13 protein-coding genes are annotated in these 14,500 nt (G+C 69.8%); 6 read left to right on the forward strand and 7 right to left on the reverse strand.

Annotation, left to right across the window (positions count from 1 at the left end; genetic code table 11):
• The first annotated feature begins 2 nt into the window (after positions 1-2).
• The 4 genes from KUTG_RS46830 (at position 3) to KUTG_RS46845 (ending at position 3,118) form a co-directional block, all read left to right on the forward strand.
• Complete coding sequence (locus KUTG_RS46830) at positions 3-776, forward strand: ABC transporter permease (protein WP_043726379.1); 774 nt, start codon at positions 3-5, stop codon at positions 774-776.
• A 73-nt stretch (positions 777-849) separates the two neighbouring features.
• Positions 850-1,155 (forward strand): hypothetical protein, encoded by a 306-nt coding sequence (locus tag KUTG_RS46835; RefSeq protein ID WP_043726380.1) that lies wholly within the window; start codon positions 850-852, stop codon positions 1,153-1,155.
• Positions 1,156-1,319: 164 nt separating this feature from the next.
• The gene (locus KUTG_RS46840) at positions 1,320-1,610 is read left to right on the forward strand and encodes a DUF4342 domain-containing protein (RefSeq protein WP_043726382.1); all 291 of its coding nucleotides are present in this window, start codon (positions 1,320-1,322) and stop codon (positions 1,608-1,610) included.
• A gap of 251 nt (positions 1,611-1,861) precedes the next feature.
• Positions 1,862-3,118: an MFS transporter gene (locus KUTG_RS46845; protein ID WP_232241312.1), complete on the forward strand. Its 1,257-nt coding sequence runs from the start codon at positions 1,862-1,864 to the stop codon at positions 3,116-3,118.
• A 76-nt stretch (positions 3,119-3,194) separates the two neighbouring features.
• On the opposite strand, the gene KUTG_RS46850 is transcribed toward KUTG_RS46845, so the two are convergent.
• From KUTG_RS46850 to KUTG_RS46875, 6 genes are all read right to left on the reverse strand, one after another.
• Positions 3,195-4,019 (reverse strand): SCO6745 family protein, encoded by an 825-nt coding sequence (locus KUTG_RS46850; protein WP_043726383.1) that lies wholly within the window; start codon positions 4,017-4,019, stop codon positions 3,195-3,197.
• 156 nt (positions 4,020-4,175) lie between these two features.
• A complete protein-coding gene (locus KUTG_RS46855) occupies positions 4,176-4,673 on the reverse strand; it encodes a hypothetical protein (RefSeq protein ID WP_157495281.1) in 498 nt (165 codons plus the stop codon).
• A 323-nt stretch (positions 4,674-4,996) separates the two neighbouring features.
• On the reverse strand, positions 4,997-7,486 hold the full coding sequence (locus KUTG_RS46860; protein WP_052396256.1) for a hypothetical protein: 2,490 nt from the start codon (positions 7,484-7,486) through the stop codon (positions 4,997-4,999).
• Positions 7,487-7,594: 108 nt separating this feature from the next.
• Positions 7,595-8,605: an Imm52 family immunity protein gene (locus KUTG_RS46865; protein WP_157495282.1), complete on the reverse strand. Its 1,011-nt coding sequence runs from the start codon at positions 8,603-8,605 to the stop codon at positions 7,595-7,597.
• 86 nt (positions 8,606-8,691) lie between these two features.
• Positions 8,692-9,891, reverse strand: a complete 1,200-nt coding sequence (locus KUTG_RS46870; RefSeq protein ID WP_043726388.1) for a Tox-REase-5 domain-containing protein — start codon at positions 9,889-9,891, stop codon at positions 8,692-8,694.
• Between the two features lie 446 nt (positions 9,892-10,337).
• Positions 10,338-11,594, reverse strand: coding sequence for an MFS transporter (locus KUTG_RS46875; RefSeq protein ID WP_052396257.1), 1,257 nt, complete (start codon positions 11,592-11,594; stop codon positions 10,338-10,340).
• A gap of 555 nt (positions 11,595-12,149) precedes the next feature.
• Between KUTG_RS46875 and KUTG_RS46880 the strand changes: the two genes are divergently transcribed.
• Entirely contained in the window at positions 12,150-13,394 is a 1,245-nt protein-coding gene (locus KUTG_RS46880) for an MFS transporter (protein WP_157495283.1), read from the forward strand.
• Between the two features lie 198 nt (positions 13,395-13,592).
• On the forward strand, positions 13,593-13,997 hold the full coding sequence (locus KUTG_RS46885) for a nuclear transport factor 2 family protein (RefSeq protein ID WP_043726390.1): 405 nt from the start codon (positions 13,593-13,595) through the stop codon (positions 13,995-13,997).
• 52 nt (positions 13,998-14,049) lie between these two features.
• On the opposite strand, the gene KUTG_RS46890 is transcribed toward KUTG_RS46885, so the two are convergent.
• A complete protein-coding gene (locus tag KUTG_RS46890) occupies positions 14,050-14,418 on the reverse strand; it encodes a winged helix-turn-helix transcriptional regulator (RefSeq protein WP_043733176.1) in 369 nt (122 codons plus the stop codon).
• Between the last annotated feature and the right edge of the window lie 82 nt (positions 14,419-14,500).

Genomic DNA, 14,500 nt, shown 5'->3' on the forward strand with positions numbered 1-14,500 from the left:
CCGTGAGACTCCTGCGTCTGCTCGGCATCGGCTTCTCCCTGTCGCTGCGGCAGACCGTGGCGTTCCGGGTGAACCTGCTGTTCGACACCGGGCTGGCCGTGGTCGCCCTGCTGTCGACCATCGCGACCACGCTGGTGATCTTCTCCCGCACCGACAGCCTCGTCGGCTGGAGCGAATCCGACGTGATCATCCTGATCGGCACCTTCGAGCTGCTCAGCGGCATCAAGGCGACCTTCGTGGACCCCAACCTCGCCGCGTTCCCCACCCGTGGCGTCCGTGACGGCGGGCTCGACCACCACCTGCTGCGGCCGGCGCCAAGCATGTTCCTGGTCAGCCTGAGCACCGCCACGCCGCTCGCCGGCGTGCAGATCCCGTTGGGGCTGGTCGTCGTCGGCCTCAGCGCCCACCCACCCGGTCTCGGCGCCGTTGTGCTCTGGCTGGTGCTCGTGATCGCCGCGACCGCGACGATGTGGGCCGTCGGCATGATCTTCGGCAGCATCGCCTTCTGGGCGCCTCGCCTCGATCTCCACAGCCTGTTCAGCAACACCTGGCAGCTGGCCCGCTATCCGGCCGACATCTACGCCCGTCCGGTCCGGCTCCTGTTCACCTACGTCCTGCCGGTCGCGCTCATCGCCACCGTGCCGGCCCGAGCGCTGGCCGGCACACTCGACGTGACCGCCGTCGTGGCCGCCTTGGGGACCAGCGTCATCGCGGTGGTGGTGGCGACAGTCGTGTGGCGGCAGGGTTTGAAGCGGTACACCGGCGCGACGAGCTAGCGACTGCTGGCCAAGCATCGGCGGCTCGGTTGGCGCTAAGGTCGGAGGTCAGACCGGCCATGAGGAGACGACGATGGACGAGCACCAGCAGGAGCGTGACGTGGTGGACGGCGAGGTCGTCGACGACACCTCGACCACCGCGCTCGTGGTCCCCGCGCCGTCGTTGCCCGATCCGGACTACGACGAGAGCGGCGTGCCCGGCTTCGACTTCGTCCGGGACAAGATCGAGAGCCGGTACACGACATCGCTGGGCTCGACCGAGCTGGCCGGGTTGGGCACGGAGAACACGGCGGAAGCCCTGGACAAGAAGATCGCCGACCGTGAGCAGGCGGGCAAGGACCGGCTGGCCGAGATCCGCCGCTCGATGCTCGGCGAGTAGCCGGCTAGGCGACGCCGCGGCCTGCCCGGGAAGGACCCTGATCCGCACCTCGGGACCGTTCCCGCGGGGGAATCAGGCGCGGATCAGGGGAAACCCTGATGGCAGCGTGGCCGGCCGCGGGCACGCTGGAGGTGCAAGGGGACATCCGCAGTTCGAGGAGAGTCATGAGCGAATCCAAGCCCGAGTACACCCGTACCGCCGTCGACTCGGTGGTCGACGCCGTTCGCGGGCTGGTCAGCGAGGGCATCAACCGTCGCGTGGTGGTGCGGGACAGCAAGGACGACGTGGTGTTGGAGGTGCCGGTGGCTCTCGGGCTGGTGGCGGCTCTGGTCGCTCCGGTGGCCACCACGGTCGGTGCCGGTGTCGCGTTGGCCGGCAAGTGCGGCATCAAGTTCGAGGACCGCCGGAAGCCCGGCAGTCAGCCCGCGACGACGGTCGACGCCGAGCAGGTGTAGTTAGCAGGCGGGGTTTGTCCAGCCACCGGCGCAGGGGGCCCGGCTGGACCTCCGAGCGGCTTTTCCGGCCGCTCCCGCGGTCGACCTCGGGAGTGGCCGGCGAAAGTCGGCCGCGTACGGTGCCAGCCCGTAGATGAGCATGGCTGAGAATCGGGTTACGTGGGACTTTGCCGAGGTGGACGGGTTCTGGGAGCGCGGTAGTCGGCAGTGGAGTCTTCTGTTGTGAAAGTCTGGCCGGAGGAATTCTCGGAGTGTCGACGAAGGAATCCGGCAACGCCAGGGTGAGACTGGGAAGTCGCTTCCACCGACTCTTCGGCGCCACGCTCGTGTCGGCCATCGGCACCGGCATGCACGCTGCCGCATTGCCCCTGCTGGTCCTGCGGAGCACCAGCAGCCCGATGGCGTTGAGCTTCGTGGTCATGGCCGCCGAGATTCCCTGGGTGCTGCTGTCGCTGCACGCCGGTGTGGTGGTGGACCGGCTGGACCGCCGGCGGGTGATGGTGTGGGCCGACCTGGGCCGGTTCGTCGTCATGGTCACTCTCGCGGTGCTGATCCTGACCGCGCGGGTAGACCTGGTATGGCTGGTGCTCGCGGCGTTCCTGCTGGGCATCGGCCAGGTCTTCTTCGACCTCGCCGCTCAGTCGGCCATTCCCGACTTCGTGTCGCGGGATCCGCGGAGCCTGGCCACGGCGAACGGGCGGATCGCCGCGGCGGAGAGCAACGGTGAGGACTTCGTGGGGCCTCCGCTCGGCTCCGCGCTGTTCGGCGTGTGGAACTTCCTGCCGTTCGCCGGCAACGCTCTCTCGTTCGCCGCCAGCGGCCTGTTGATCTTCTCGATTCGGACGGACGCCAAGCCGAAAGAGACGCCCGACGCTTCGCGTAAGGGTGTGCGGAGCGACATCGTCGAGGGCATTCGGTGGTTGTTCGGCAACCGGACCCTGCGGGCGCTGGCCACGGTTTCCTGTCTCGGCAACGTGGCCGTCACCGCTCAGTTCGCGATGCTCGCGCTGTTGGCCAAGGAGGTCCTGGGACTTCCGGATTTCGGTTTCGGTCTGTTGCTGACGGCCACCACGGTCGGCGCGACGGTCGGGGGATTGGCCGCCGCGGCCGTCAGCAGGCGATTCGGCCCTGGCGCGGTGATGCTCGCGGGCAAAGCCGGCGTAGGCGCGGCCATTCTGGTTCTCGGACTTGTCGCCAATGTGTGGATTGCGGCCGCGATGATGATGGCGACCGGTGCGCTGATGACCGCGGAGAAAGTCGTGGTGAGCACCCTGCGTCAGCAGATCGTGCCTGGTGACCTGCTGGGGAGGGTGCTCTCGTCGAGCAGACTGGTGGTAATGGCCGGGGGACCGGTCGGTGCGGGACTCGGCGGCATTCTCGCCAGCTTGTTCGCCGTCCAGGTCTCGTATGTCGCCGCTGGTGTTTTTCTCATTCTGGTCACGCTGGTCTTCTATCCCGTGCTGAACAATCGTGCTCTGGCCAGCGCTACGGATGAGTCGGCCGGGTAAACGAGAAAATCCGCGACGTCGACCGGTTCGTCGTCGACGGCGAGCGATCGGTGGAGCTTGCCGAGCTGGGCAGCGTTCAGTGGTCGGCGGACTGCGCGGCGGCGGCGAGCGGTTCGAGCGTCGTGATCAGCTCGTCGAGGTCGTCCGTGCTGAGCACGTCGTAGGCCGGCGCCGCCAGCTCGTCGGTGAGGGCCTCGATGCGCTCCTTGATCTCCCGGCCGGCGGTGGTGAAGCCGCCGGCGGCGTTCACGAGGCCGCGGGCGCGCAGGCCGTCGACGACGGCGCCCAGCTGCGCTGCGGGCAGGTGGTGGATGCGGCCGAACTCCTCCGCCCGCATGCCGAGGGAGAGGGCGAGCAGGACGTGGGCCTCGGTGCCGCCGATGCCGTGGGCGAGCAGGACGGCGTTGTGGCCGTCCCCGCGGTGCTCCCGCAGCAGCGTCGCCGCGTGCCAGAGCCTGGCCACCGGCTCCTCGGGCACATCGAGCGCCCGGAGTCCGGCGTACAGCGCCCGGCCGTCGGTCGGCGCGCTGACCGCAGCTCGGACGGCAATGTCGGCGGCCCGCGCCAGATCGGGGGAGTCGGCCAGCTCCCCGAGCCTGTGCCGCAGCGCGGCGGTGCTGCCCTGCTCGCGCAGGGCGATCGCCTCCTGCGGGGTGACCTTCCCCCAGACCCACGGGATGTGGCGCGCCACCTCGCCGTCGGCGAAGTTGTAGAAGACCGCGTGCACCACCTCGGCCGGCGCCAGACCCAGCGGAGCGGCGCGGCCGGCGAAATAGCAGTCCCAGAAGTTGCGCATGCCCACGGCCAGGAACGGCTCGTTCGCGGCCTCGGAGTAGGAGACGGTGGCGATCGGCTCGATGAGCTCGAACATGCGGTGGACCTTGGCCTGCGGGTGCGACATCGGTCTCTCCTGTGGGTCGTGACGGCGCCCCGGCGGGTGCTGTCTCACCTGTGCGACGAACGAGACGGCCCGGATTCGACAACCCCGGCCGGTTCTTTCTGGGCAGCGTCGTGCGGGCCTTGTGACGCCACATGCATCAGCACGGCGATGACCGCGTCATTCGGGTGCCATGGCAGTTCGTCGGGCGCGTTCGCGTACATCGGGGTCGGCGTGTTCGCGCAGCTCCAGCACGAGATCACGCCACGGCGCCGGCCAGCCCGCGTACTGGCCGGCCAGGTTGGAGATGCCGGCGGCCAGCAGCGCACCGGCGGCCGTCGTCGAAAGGTCGCGGGCGGTGGACAGCAACGACGGACGTCCCGGATCGTGCGCGGCCAGCCAGTTCTCCACCCGGTCGGTGACGCACCACGCCAGCACCGGCCGATCCGCGAGCGTGGCGATCCGTCGCAACGCCGGCAGTAGGTCGCCCCGTTTGGGCAGCGCGGCCACGGCCAGCGTGAGCCCGTCGGTTCGGTGGTCCGTAGTGGAGACCAGCGCCTCGGACAGCGCTTCCGCCGCACCGCGCAGGGCTTCACCGGACACGTCGACGCGTGCGGCGAGGCCCTTCACCAGGTAGCTCACCCGCTGCTGAGCCGGCAGGTCGCGATCAAGATCCATGACGTCGTCCGCGCCGGCCAACGCCGCGACCGCGGCACGTAGAGGCGCGGGGTCGCCGGTGACCGCGCAGGCGGTGATCAGCCCGTCGACCGCTGAGCGCCAGGTGGCGGTGTTGTCCAGGTCGTGATCACGGTCGCCAGCGATGCCGCGCCGCCGCGGTCCCGCTCAGCGCAAACACTACTTTCAGTTGGCTTAAAACAAGCTTGCTAACCCGACATCCGGCGTTTTTGTAGGCTCAGGGGCACATGAGATGCTTTATGTAGTAAATGTACCAAGTAGATGAGCGTAATTATCGCGCGACTCGCTTGATAACCGAGAATTCCCTAGCTGGGGCGGGACTCGCAGGTGAGCCGAGCCACCGTCCACATGCGATCGTCGTCCAGCACCCACCGCGCCGCCGACTCGATGCTGCGCCGGACATCGCGGTGCAGCTCCGGATCGGCCCACAATGCCGTCAACTCGTCCACCGCGCCAGGCGTGCGATGCTCGGCGATCAGCCGCACGGCCTCCTTGCGGGAGGTCACCTTTCGGCCGGCGAGCACCGGCCGCAGCGCAGCCAGCAGCACGTCCGGTGCGACGGCGCGGGCGCAGCGAGTCGCCGCGTACACCGCGACCCGGGCACGATCGGTGTCGGCGTAGCCGAGCAGCTCGCCCAGCACCTGGTCGGGACGATCGGTCCAGGCCAAGGCGGCCAGGGCGGTTTCGACCACGGCCACCTCGTCGTCGGAGAGGAACGGGCGCACGGCGTCGGCTCCTGCCCCGGGCAGGCGGCCCAGCCGCCGCACGGCGGCTGTTCGTTCCCAGACAGTCTTTTCCGGTGCGGTCGCCAGGTCGGTCAACAGTTCCGCATAGCGGGCGACCTGACGGGGCAGCCAGTGCCGCAGCGAGTCGTCGAAGATCGGCACGAGCCGGACGCCGGGATTGACGAACCGGCCATGCACCGGCCCTGCCAGCACGCGATCCAGCAGATCGGTGCGTCGGCAGCTGATCGCGTCCGCGACCGAGCCGACGGTGATCGTCGACGGGTCGCGGCCGAACACGATCTCGACTCGTTCGGACCGTGTGGCCGGTGGCGCCAACCACAGGTCGATCGCGCGCCGGACCGTGCTGTCGTCCGCGGCGGTCACGGCCGTGCCGAGGTAGTTCTGTAGGTCCGGCATGGCCCAGGCGCGTCGCCGCAGGCCCGCGGCCAGTGACAGGGCGAGTTCGTAGCGGTCCACTCGCACGTCGGCGGCGATGCGTGGCCGCAGCACCTGGAACACGGTGTGTTCCGCGCCGTGCGGCAGGTTCCGGTCCAGGGCGTGCAGGTTGAGCGTGCGGTTGTGCCCGCCGGCCAGGTCCATGATCCGCAGACCGCAGTCGAGCACGGGGGATGCGGTCGTCGTCGCGCCGTGTCGGATCAAGCTCATGGCAACGGCTTCCACGGCCTGCCTCGTGGTCCAGGACGCGTCCCTGGCCTCAAGGGCGTCGGTGGCGATCTTCTCCAGCTGCGACAGGCCGGACTGTGCGAGCAGCCCGGCGGGGATCGCGGCAATCGCCTGTAGTGCGGCGCGGCGGACCGGATCCTGCTCGTTGGACAGTCGGGTCAACGACGCCAACGCCTGTCCGAGCGTGCTCGGGTCACGGGTGGCCCTCGCCGCGCCGATCAGCAGCACGTAGGCGTGCTCACGCTCCGCGGCGACCGAGCGGGCAGTCCGCGCGCGCAGCACCGGTTCGGCCTCCGCCCAGGGCAGCCTGGCGGTGACCTCCAGCAGGGCCCGGGGGTCGTCGGCCACGATCCGAGTGGTCAGCAGCAGGCGGGCGTGGGCATGCCGCGCCGGCCACGGCAGGAGATCCAACACCGAGGTGGGCAGTCCGGCCGCGACCATGTCCCGGCCAGCCAGTGCGCCGTCCAACACCGCGGTCCGCCGGCACGGCGGGAGTCGGCGCAGCAGCGTGGTCAGGCGACCATGGTCGCCGATCGTGGCACGCACCAGTGCGGCCAAGGACGTGTCCGACGCCTGCCGCAATGCCTCGCACAGGCCGCGGCTGGGCTGAAACCGGATCCGCCGATCGGGGTCGGCGAGGATCGCGGCCACCCGCTCCGGGTCGGCCTTGGCCAGCATGACCAGCCAGCGGCCGGCCCCGGTCGGCAGCCCGGTCACCGGGCCCAGGCGTTCCACCAGGTCGAGGACCTGCCCGACATCGTGCCGGGCAAGATCGCCGACCGCCGGGCTGAAGCGCGCCCATACGGTGGCGCGTGCGGTCTCGCCCGCGCCGGTCAGCCGGCGCCGCAGGTGATCAAGCAGCACGGTCGGATGACGGCGGGCGAGCAGGTCCACGTTCAGTACCGCGAAGTCCAAGTCGGGCAGCAGCGCCCTGACGGTGTCCGCGTCGCATGCCGGCAGCACGGCGGCCGCCTCGTGGTCGCCGAACCGCTTGCGCACCGAAGGCATCAGGCCGCTCGCCCAGTCGAGGCTCTCGCTGCCGCGCATGGCACGGTAGAGGGAGCGCCGCCAGGCCAGCGGCGCGGTCGGCAGCACGGCCGCGATCACGTCGAGGTGCAGGCCCTGCCGTACGCAGTGGTTCACGGTGGCCTCCGCCACCGCGATGTCGGGCGAGGTCAGGCAGCGCTGCAGATAGGTCTGGTCACCCGCGACGACCGCCATGGTCACGGCCCACATGCGGGCGATGCCGGGCTGGGCCTCCAGTTCGGCCAGCAGGGCGGTCAGCGTCGGCGACCCGGCCAGCGAGCGTGCGGTGTCGGCGAGGACTCGCTGGCGTGCCGGATAGGCCAGTGAGTCGAGTCGGGCCGACAACTCCTCCAGATCCATGGGCGCAGATTGTTCCCGATCAACGCCCACGCACAACGGGATTTCCCCAGCTCACCCGCGCGGGATCGACGCGGGTGTCGTTGTCATGGACCTGCGGATCATGCGCGATCAGCAGAGCAGGCCGCAGGCCTCGGTCGGGTCGTCGACGACCTTCAGCGCGGGACCGTCCGCGCCGTCGACGATGACGACCAGCTCCTTGCTGTCGGTGGAGAAGGCCAGGCCACGGGCGGCGGTGGCGAAGCCGGCGGCGGAGGTCTGTGAACCGGCGGCGGCATAGAGAACGGAGCCGTCGGGGGTGACGGCGACGTCGGCGAGGTTGCTGCCGGCGACGGTGCCGGAAGCGCCGGCGTGCAGCGTGCCGGCGTCCACGGCGAAGACGGCGGTGGTGGACAGGCTCAGCGCGGGCTGGGCGGCGACGACCGGCCCGGCGTCGGCGGTCGGCGACACGACCAGCGGCGCGCCCTGGAAAGCGCTGTCCGGGGTTTGGTTCAGGGTGACGGTCGCGGGGCTGGCAGCGGTGTCGATCGGGCCGACGACGATGTCCTCAAGCGACGACGCGGTGAACACCACGCCGCCGTCCGATGTTCTCGTGCCGCCGGCCAGGTCGTCGGCCAGGCGGCCCGCGCACAAGTAGGTGACGTATCCGGCGAAGGGGTCACGCACCGCAGGCTGCTGCGCGTCGACCACCGCCTTGGTCCACACGCTGCCGTGATCGGGTTGCCAGGCCGACACCAGTGCCCACAACGCCGGCTCGGCGATATCGGCCCAGTGCTCGGCCTCCTCCCGCGTCTGGGGCGCGAACTCCAGATAGGCCAGGTTCATCGTGACCTTGCTCCGGCTGCCGGCGGTGACCTTGAAGCTGACCTCCCCGGCGCCGCGCCGGCCGTTCCAGCCGCGCGCCGAGTAGCCCGTCTGCGGGGGCTTCGCCTCGCTGGCCCGGATCACCGACAGCGCGAACTCCGGGTCGTCGAGCGGGTGGAGGTCCACCCCGCCCTGGTCGTTCTCCTGCGGCCAGACCCAGCGGCCCAGCAGGTCGCCGTCGACGGCGGCCAGCGCGCGCAGCGCGGCCAGCAACCGGTCGGTCACCTCTTGCGCGGATTCCTCACGTGGTCCCCACATGACCCGCACCAGCACGTGCTCACCGAATCATGGGCAGACCCTAACCGGATATCGATGCCCTCCTGGCGGAGCGAGTCGCTGAGCGCCTACTGCAGCTTCGGGTCCGACACCCGCCACTCGACCGGGTTCCCGTCGGCGGCCTCCAGCTGGCGGCGCGCTTCCCCGATCAGCTTGTCGTAGCCGGACTCGGTCTCGCCCTTCTTGGTGACGTTCTTGAACCACCACTGCCAGTTGCCGTTCTTGTCCAGGAAGGAGCCGTAGTTGTCCTTGGCCTCCAACAGGGTTCCGTTGTCGTAGCCGTCGAAGTCGACGCCGTTGACCCGGTACTCGTTGCCCTGCTCGACGCCGGTCGCCTTCTCCTGGTAGGCCGTGGATCCCGGGCTGCCACCCCGGTTGATCTTGACCCAGCTGCCCGGCCCGTTGTCGGTCGCGCCGGCCTGCGGTGTGCGCAGGCCGCTGCCCGACGAGGAACTGCTGCTGCTGCTGGAGCTTGAGCTGCTGGTCGAGTGCATCTGGCTGATGCCCTCGCCGATCGCCGCGGCCCCGACGCCCGCCAGCGCGATGCCGGTCGCCGCGCCCAACGCCCCGACCGCCGCCAGCGGCGCACCGGCGAGGCACCCGATGCCGGTCAGGCACAGGCCGCCACCGATCACGTCCAGGCTGAGGCTGGCGCCGGTGAGCAGGCCGCCGCCGATCACGCCCAGCGCTGTCTCGCCGATCGCGTGTGCGTTGCCGGAGATCCAGTTGCCGGCGTCGCTGGCCACGTCGCAGGCACCCTGCAGCCAGTCCCAGCAGTGGCCGTTGAGCTCCACGTTGCTGATCGGGTTGCCGCCGCCGAAGGCGTACCGGTTCATCGTCCACGGGTCGGTGGTCATGCCCAGGTCGGACAGCGCCCCCTTGTACATGTCCGGCTTGTCGACGCCGGTGGTCTGCTTGTCGTCGGTCTGGCCGTACGCGGTGTAGCCGTACGTGGCGCGGGTGTCGCCCTTCTCGTCGGTCAGGGTCTCGACGTCGGAGTGGGCGTTGTAGCCGTAGTAGGACGCCTCCTGCTGGTCGTCGTCCTTGTACGTCACCTGCGACAGGTGCTGGCCGCTCGGCCCGTACAGGTGCGCGACGGTGACCTTGCCGCCGACGGACTCGGTCTGGATGTCGTCGGTCAGCCCGCGGTAGGCGAGGTCGGTCTCCTTGCCGCCGTCCTCGGTCCGGCTGACCTGCCGGTCCATCGGGTCGTAGGCGTACTTCGTGGTCGTGGTGGAACCGCTGCGCTGCAGCTTCCGATTCTGCACGGTGTGGTCGAAGCCGTCGTAGGTGTACTTGGCGATGAGCGTGTCGCCGGTGGTGATGGTGCGCAGCCGGCCGTACGGGTCGTAGTCGTAGTCGTCGGTGACGCCCTGCGAGCTGGCGGAGACCAGCCGGTTGCGGTCGTAGTGGAAGCTCGTGTCGACCCCGCCGTGCCTCGCCTGGCGCCATACGACGGTGATCTTGCCTGTCGTGCCGCCGTTCGGGTGGTGTGGCGCGCAGGCGCCGCGTCGAAGTGCTTGTCAGGGCAAGGATGTCTTACCGGCGATCGACTGATCGATCCGAGCACTCGTCAACTGTCCTCTGTGGAGCGTGCTGCGGTCCAGCGGGGAGTTCAAGGCGGCCTTCATCAATCCCAGGCGCGGCTGCTCCAGGACAAGCGCCGGGATCTCCACGACGACAGCTGAGGGACGACGGAACCAGCCGGCTGCCATCAGATCGGGCGGGGGGAGCGTGTCGGGTGTGGCGCGGCCGGGCGCAGGTCGCGGACGGCGGGCACGGAGACCAGGACCGCGCATCCGGCGGCCCCGAACAGGCCGGCCGCAAGCAGCACGGCACTGGCCCCGACGGCGTCGCTGATCGGCCCGGCGATGGCGCGGCCGAGGGGGTTGAGCACCATCGAGCCGGTGATCTCGTAGGCGGAGACCCGGCTGAGAACGGACCGTGGGACATGTGACTGCACCGCGGTCGACCACATCACCGCCCAGTAGGAGCGGCCGCCGCCGGCGATGAGCATGCCGGCGGCCACCCAGCCGACTGGGGCACCCAGGGCGATCAGCGCAAACTGCGGCACGTACGCGAACAGTGCCAGCGCGCCGGCCAGCAGTGGCCGGCTGGGGGAGCGGCGCAGGGCCAACGCGCCGCCGGCGACCGCGCCGGCGCCGAACACGGCCACCAGCAGGCCATAGGCGGAGACGCCGTGCGTCTCGGCCAGCACGGTGGCGCTGAGCACGGTGTACGGCCCGAACATGCTCAGGCCGAGTAGCGCGAACACCACGATCACCACCCACAGCCACTGGCGGGAGGCGAACTCCCGCCAGCCCGCACGCAGGTCCTTCAGCATCGAGGGCCGGCCGCCCGTCGTGGTGCGGCCCGATATCCGGACGGCGGCCAACAGTAGGCCGCTGGCCAGGAAGGTGGCCGCGTTCGCGGCGACCACCACCGCCGGCTGGGCGAACGCGAGCAGCAGTCCGGCCAGCGCGGGCCCGCCCATCACGGTCATCGACTCGGAGATCCGCAGTAGCGCGTTGGCCTGTCGCAGGCGGCCGGGGGCGACCTCGGTGACCATGCTGGCCATACCGGGCTGGAAGGCCGCGGTGGCCAGGCCGCACACGGCCTGCAACACCAGGATGAGCCACAGATCCGGCCGCCCGACCAGCAGCGCGAAGGCCAGCCCGCCCTGTGCCGCCAGCCGCGTCGCGTCCGCGACCAGCATCAACGGCTTCGGCCGGAAGCGGTCAGCCAGTGCGCCCCCGACAAGCATGAACGCCACCATCGGCGCGAGGTTCGCGGCCAGCACCAGGCCGATGCCGCTGGCCCCGTACCCGATGGCCAACATCGCCGCGGTGATCGCGACCGGGAACATCATGTCGCCGCACAGCGACACCGTCCTGGCGAGAAAGTAGCGGCGGAAGTTCTTCTCGGCCAACAGGATGGACCGGCTGCGCGCCTCCGAGGACTGCCTGGACACCGCTACTCCGTTCTGTGCGTCGCGCCCGGCGGGCCTTGATCGGCGTGGCCGGCGCGGCGCCGGAATGGGTCACGGTGGCGCCCAAGGCCGCCCGCTGCTCGCGGAGAACCTGGTTCTCCAGAGCGAGTTCGGTGACAGCATCGGCGTAGAGGGTAATCAGTTGTTCCAGGGTTGCGCACTGTTTTTTCAGTGCGGGGCTCGACGTGCGTGCCGAGTGTCACTCAGTACCGGAAGTCGGCGCGCAGGTTCGGCGCGGGCCGGACTGTCGGCCTGGTCACGGCTGCGACGGCTCAGGCGGTCATCGCGGCAGTAGGTCGAGGCAATGGTTACCGCCTAGATTGAAGCGTACTTGCAAAAATGAAGTACACATGGTTAGAGTGATGCTCCTGGTGACGTGGGCCGGATGGTCGGGCGGCGGCGGTCCTCGGTGCTGTCAGCTGTTCAGCGTGGCACCGGGGCTGGTGGGCAGCTGGCCTGGCCGATTCGGACGCGCTCGCGATCCCTGACAGCGCATGACCGCCGACAACCACTGCGCCGGCAGTGAAGGAGCCTTCCGTGAGCGCCCACGACACCGTCGTCCACAATCCCCGCAGAGATGATGACCGCCGCCCGACGGCGCGATGGCCATACCTGCCGCGCACCGTCGGCTTTGTCGGCATCACCGTGTCGATGGTCGCGGTCCTGGTCGCGGCCGGCGCGCCGACCCCGCTGCTGCCGATCTATGAGCGGCAGTGGGGATTCGCGCCCTGGATGCTGACGCTGGCCTTCGGCGTGTATGCCATCGCGCTGCTGGTCGCCATCCTGGTGATCGGCTCCCTGTCCGACCATGTCGGCCGCCGGCCGCTGATGATCGGCGCGCTCGGCGTGGAACTGGTCGCGATGCTGGTGTTCCTGTTCTCGCCGTCGATCGAGTGGCTCATCGTCGCCCGCGTCATCCAGGGTGTCGCCACGGGCGCGGCGTCGAGCGTGCTCAGTGCCGCCGTCGTGGAACTGGCCCCAGAGCGCCGGAAGAAGCTCGGGGCTCTGATGACCAGCGTGGCGCCGATGGCCGGGCTGGGACTGGGCGCCCTGTACGCGGGCGTCCTCGCCCAGTTCGTGTCCGGCCCGACGTTCACGGTGTGGCTGGTGCTCGTCGTGATCATGGCTGCCGGCACCGTCTTCACGCTGTTCACGCCGGAGACTTCGTCCCGTAAACCCGGTGCGCTGGCCTCGCTGACGCCCAGCGTCTCGGTGCCGAAGCAGGTGCGTGTCCTGTTCGCCACGACACTGCCGGGGACGATCAGCTCGTTCATGATCATGTCGCTGTTCCTGGCCCTGGTCCCGATCGTGCTGGCCTCCGTGTTCGCGGTGCGCAGCCCGGTCGTCGGCGCGCTGGCCGCGTTCGTGACGTTCGCGGCGTCGGCCTTGGCGTCCACGGTCACCGGCGCGGTGCGCCCGCACTGGCTGCGGATCATCGGGGTGAGCCTGATGACGATCGGCGCGCTTCTGTTCGTCGGCAGCATCGTCACCGGGCTGTTGCCGTTGCTCTGGGCCGCGTCGGTGTTCTGCGGCAGCGGGATCGGCGCGGCGTTCTCCGGCGCCGTCCGAGGCCTCGTGCCCGAGGTGAAGCCGCACGAACGTGCTGAGCTGTTCGCCGCGATCTACCTGGTCGGCTACCTCACGATGGGCGTCTCCGCGATCATCGCCGGCCTGTTCGTCGGGGCCGTCGGGGTGACCGCCATGGCCGTCGGCTTCGGCATCGTCATCGCGTTCGTGGCTCTGCTCGGCGTGATCGTCACCTCCGGACACACCGCGCGTTGACGTCCCAAGCTGGTGATCTTCGCCGGCGCCGGCTTCAGCGGCGTTGATCCGCCACATGCCGCCGCGATCAGCTCGCTCCTCCAGCACCAGACACTCCTCGACAGGTGATGTGAATCACGCTCACTATTGGTTACGTTGAGGTAACCGATCAGGTTTGGCCACCCTGGGGCCGTCAAAGAAACTCGGAAAGGATTCACGATGGCCGGCTCGCCTACCGCGCTCGATGTTGCTCGCACGTATTTCGACGCCCTCGCCGCCAAGGACTTCGGCACGGTCGCCGGCCTGTTCGCCGAGGAAATCGCCTGGCATCAGCCCGGCGACCACCAGTTCTCCGGCGTACGTCACGGCAGCGACGCGGTCGGCCAGATGCTCGGTGGCATGATGACCGTCAGCGAAGGCACGTTCGCGCTGGAGTTGACCGGACCTCTCATGGTCAACGGCGCGCTCGTCGCCGCGCCGATTCACTTCAGCGGGAAGCGTGAGGGTGCCTCGATGTCGCAGGACGGCGTCGACGTGCTGCGAATCGACGGTGACCGCGTCGCCGAAGTGTGGCTGTACTCCTCGGAACCGGCAGCGGAGGACGCGTTCTGGGGTGCTGGATGAGCAGTACTCGGATTGTCCGGGCCGCGTCGCGGGACGAGGGCCGCCACGTCGCTCACTGCCGGGCGTCGTAGGCGTCCCGGGCCGCGAGGACCTCCGCGGTGTGTTCCTCGGCCCAGCGGCCGATCGCCTGCAGGGGCTTGTAGAGCGAGCGGCCCAGGTCGGTCAGCTCGTACTGGACCCTGGGCGGCATCTCGGCGTGGATGTGGCGCGCGACCAGCCCGTCCCGTTCCAGGTCGCGCAGGGTCTCGGTGAGCATCTTCGCGCTGATTCCCCCGATCCTCACGCGCAGGTCGCCGAAGCGCAGCCCGCCCTTCCCCAGCGCGAGCACCACCATGGCGGTCCACTTGTTGTCGATCCGCGCCAGGGACACGCGGGTCGACCAGATCGCGGTGGACGTGAGCCACTTCGGTTTGCCTGTCATGGTCCACATCCGCTGGGTGATCCGGCCTCGTCGACTATGGTTGCACCGGCGGCCGGGTCCTGGCCACCGCGGAAGGAACGAA

This window comes from Kutzneria sp. 744 (genome assembly GCF_000568255.1).
GTDB lineage: Bacteria > Actinomycetota > Actinomycetes > Mycobacteriales > Pseudonocardiaceae > Kutzneria.

Excerpts from the sequence above, each read along its gene's own strand:
- KUTG_RS46850 (WP_043726383.1), bottom strand. The coding sequence starts at position 4,019 with ATGTCGCACCCGCAGGCCAAGGTCCACCGCATGTTCGAGCTCATCGAG.
- KUTG_RS46855 (WP_157495281.1), bottom strand. The coding sequence starts at position 4,673 with ATGGATCTTGATCGCGACCTGCCGGCTCAGCAGCGGGTGAGCTACCTG.
- KUTG_RS46890 (WP_043733176.1), bottom strand. The coding sequence starts at position 14,418 with ATGACAGGCAAACCGAAGTGGCTCACGTCCACCGCGATCTGGTCGACC.
- KUTG_RS46865 (WP_157495282.1), bottom strand. The coding sequence starts at position 8,605 with ATGTGGGGACCACGTGAGGAATCCGCGCAAGAGGTGACCGACCGGTTG.
- KUTG_RS46860 (WP_052396256.1), bottom strand. The coding sequence starts at position 7,486 with ATGGATCTGGAGGAGTTGTCGGCCCGACTCGACTCACTGGCCTATCCG.
- KUTG_RS46835 (WP_043726380.1), top strand. The coding sequence starts at position 850 with ATGGACGAGCACCAGCAGGAGCGTGACGTGGTGGACGGCGAGGTCGTC.
- KUTG_RS46885 (WP_043726390.1), top strand. The coding sequence starts at position 13,593 with ATGGCCGGCTCGCCTACCGCGCTCGATGTTGCTCGCACGTATTTCGAC.
- KUTG_RS46840 (WP_043726382.1), top strand. The coding sequence starts at position 1,320 with ATGAGCGAATCCAAGCCCGAGTACACCCGTACCGCCGTCGACTCGGTG.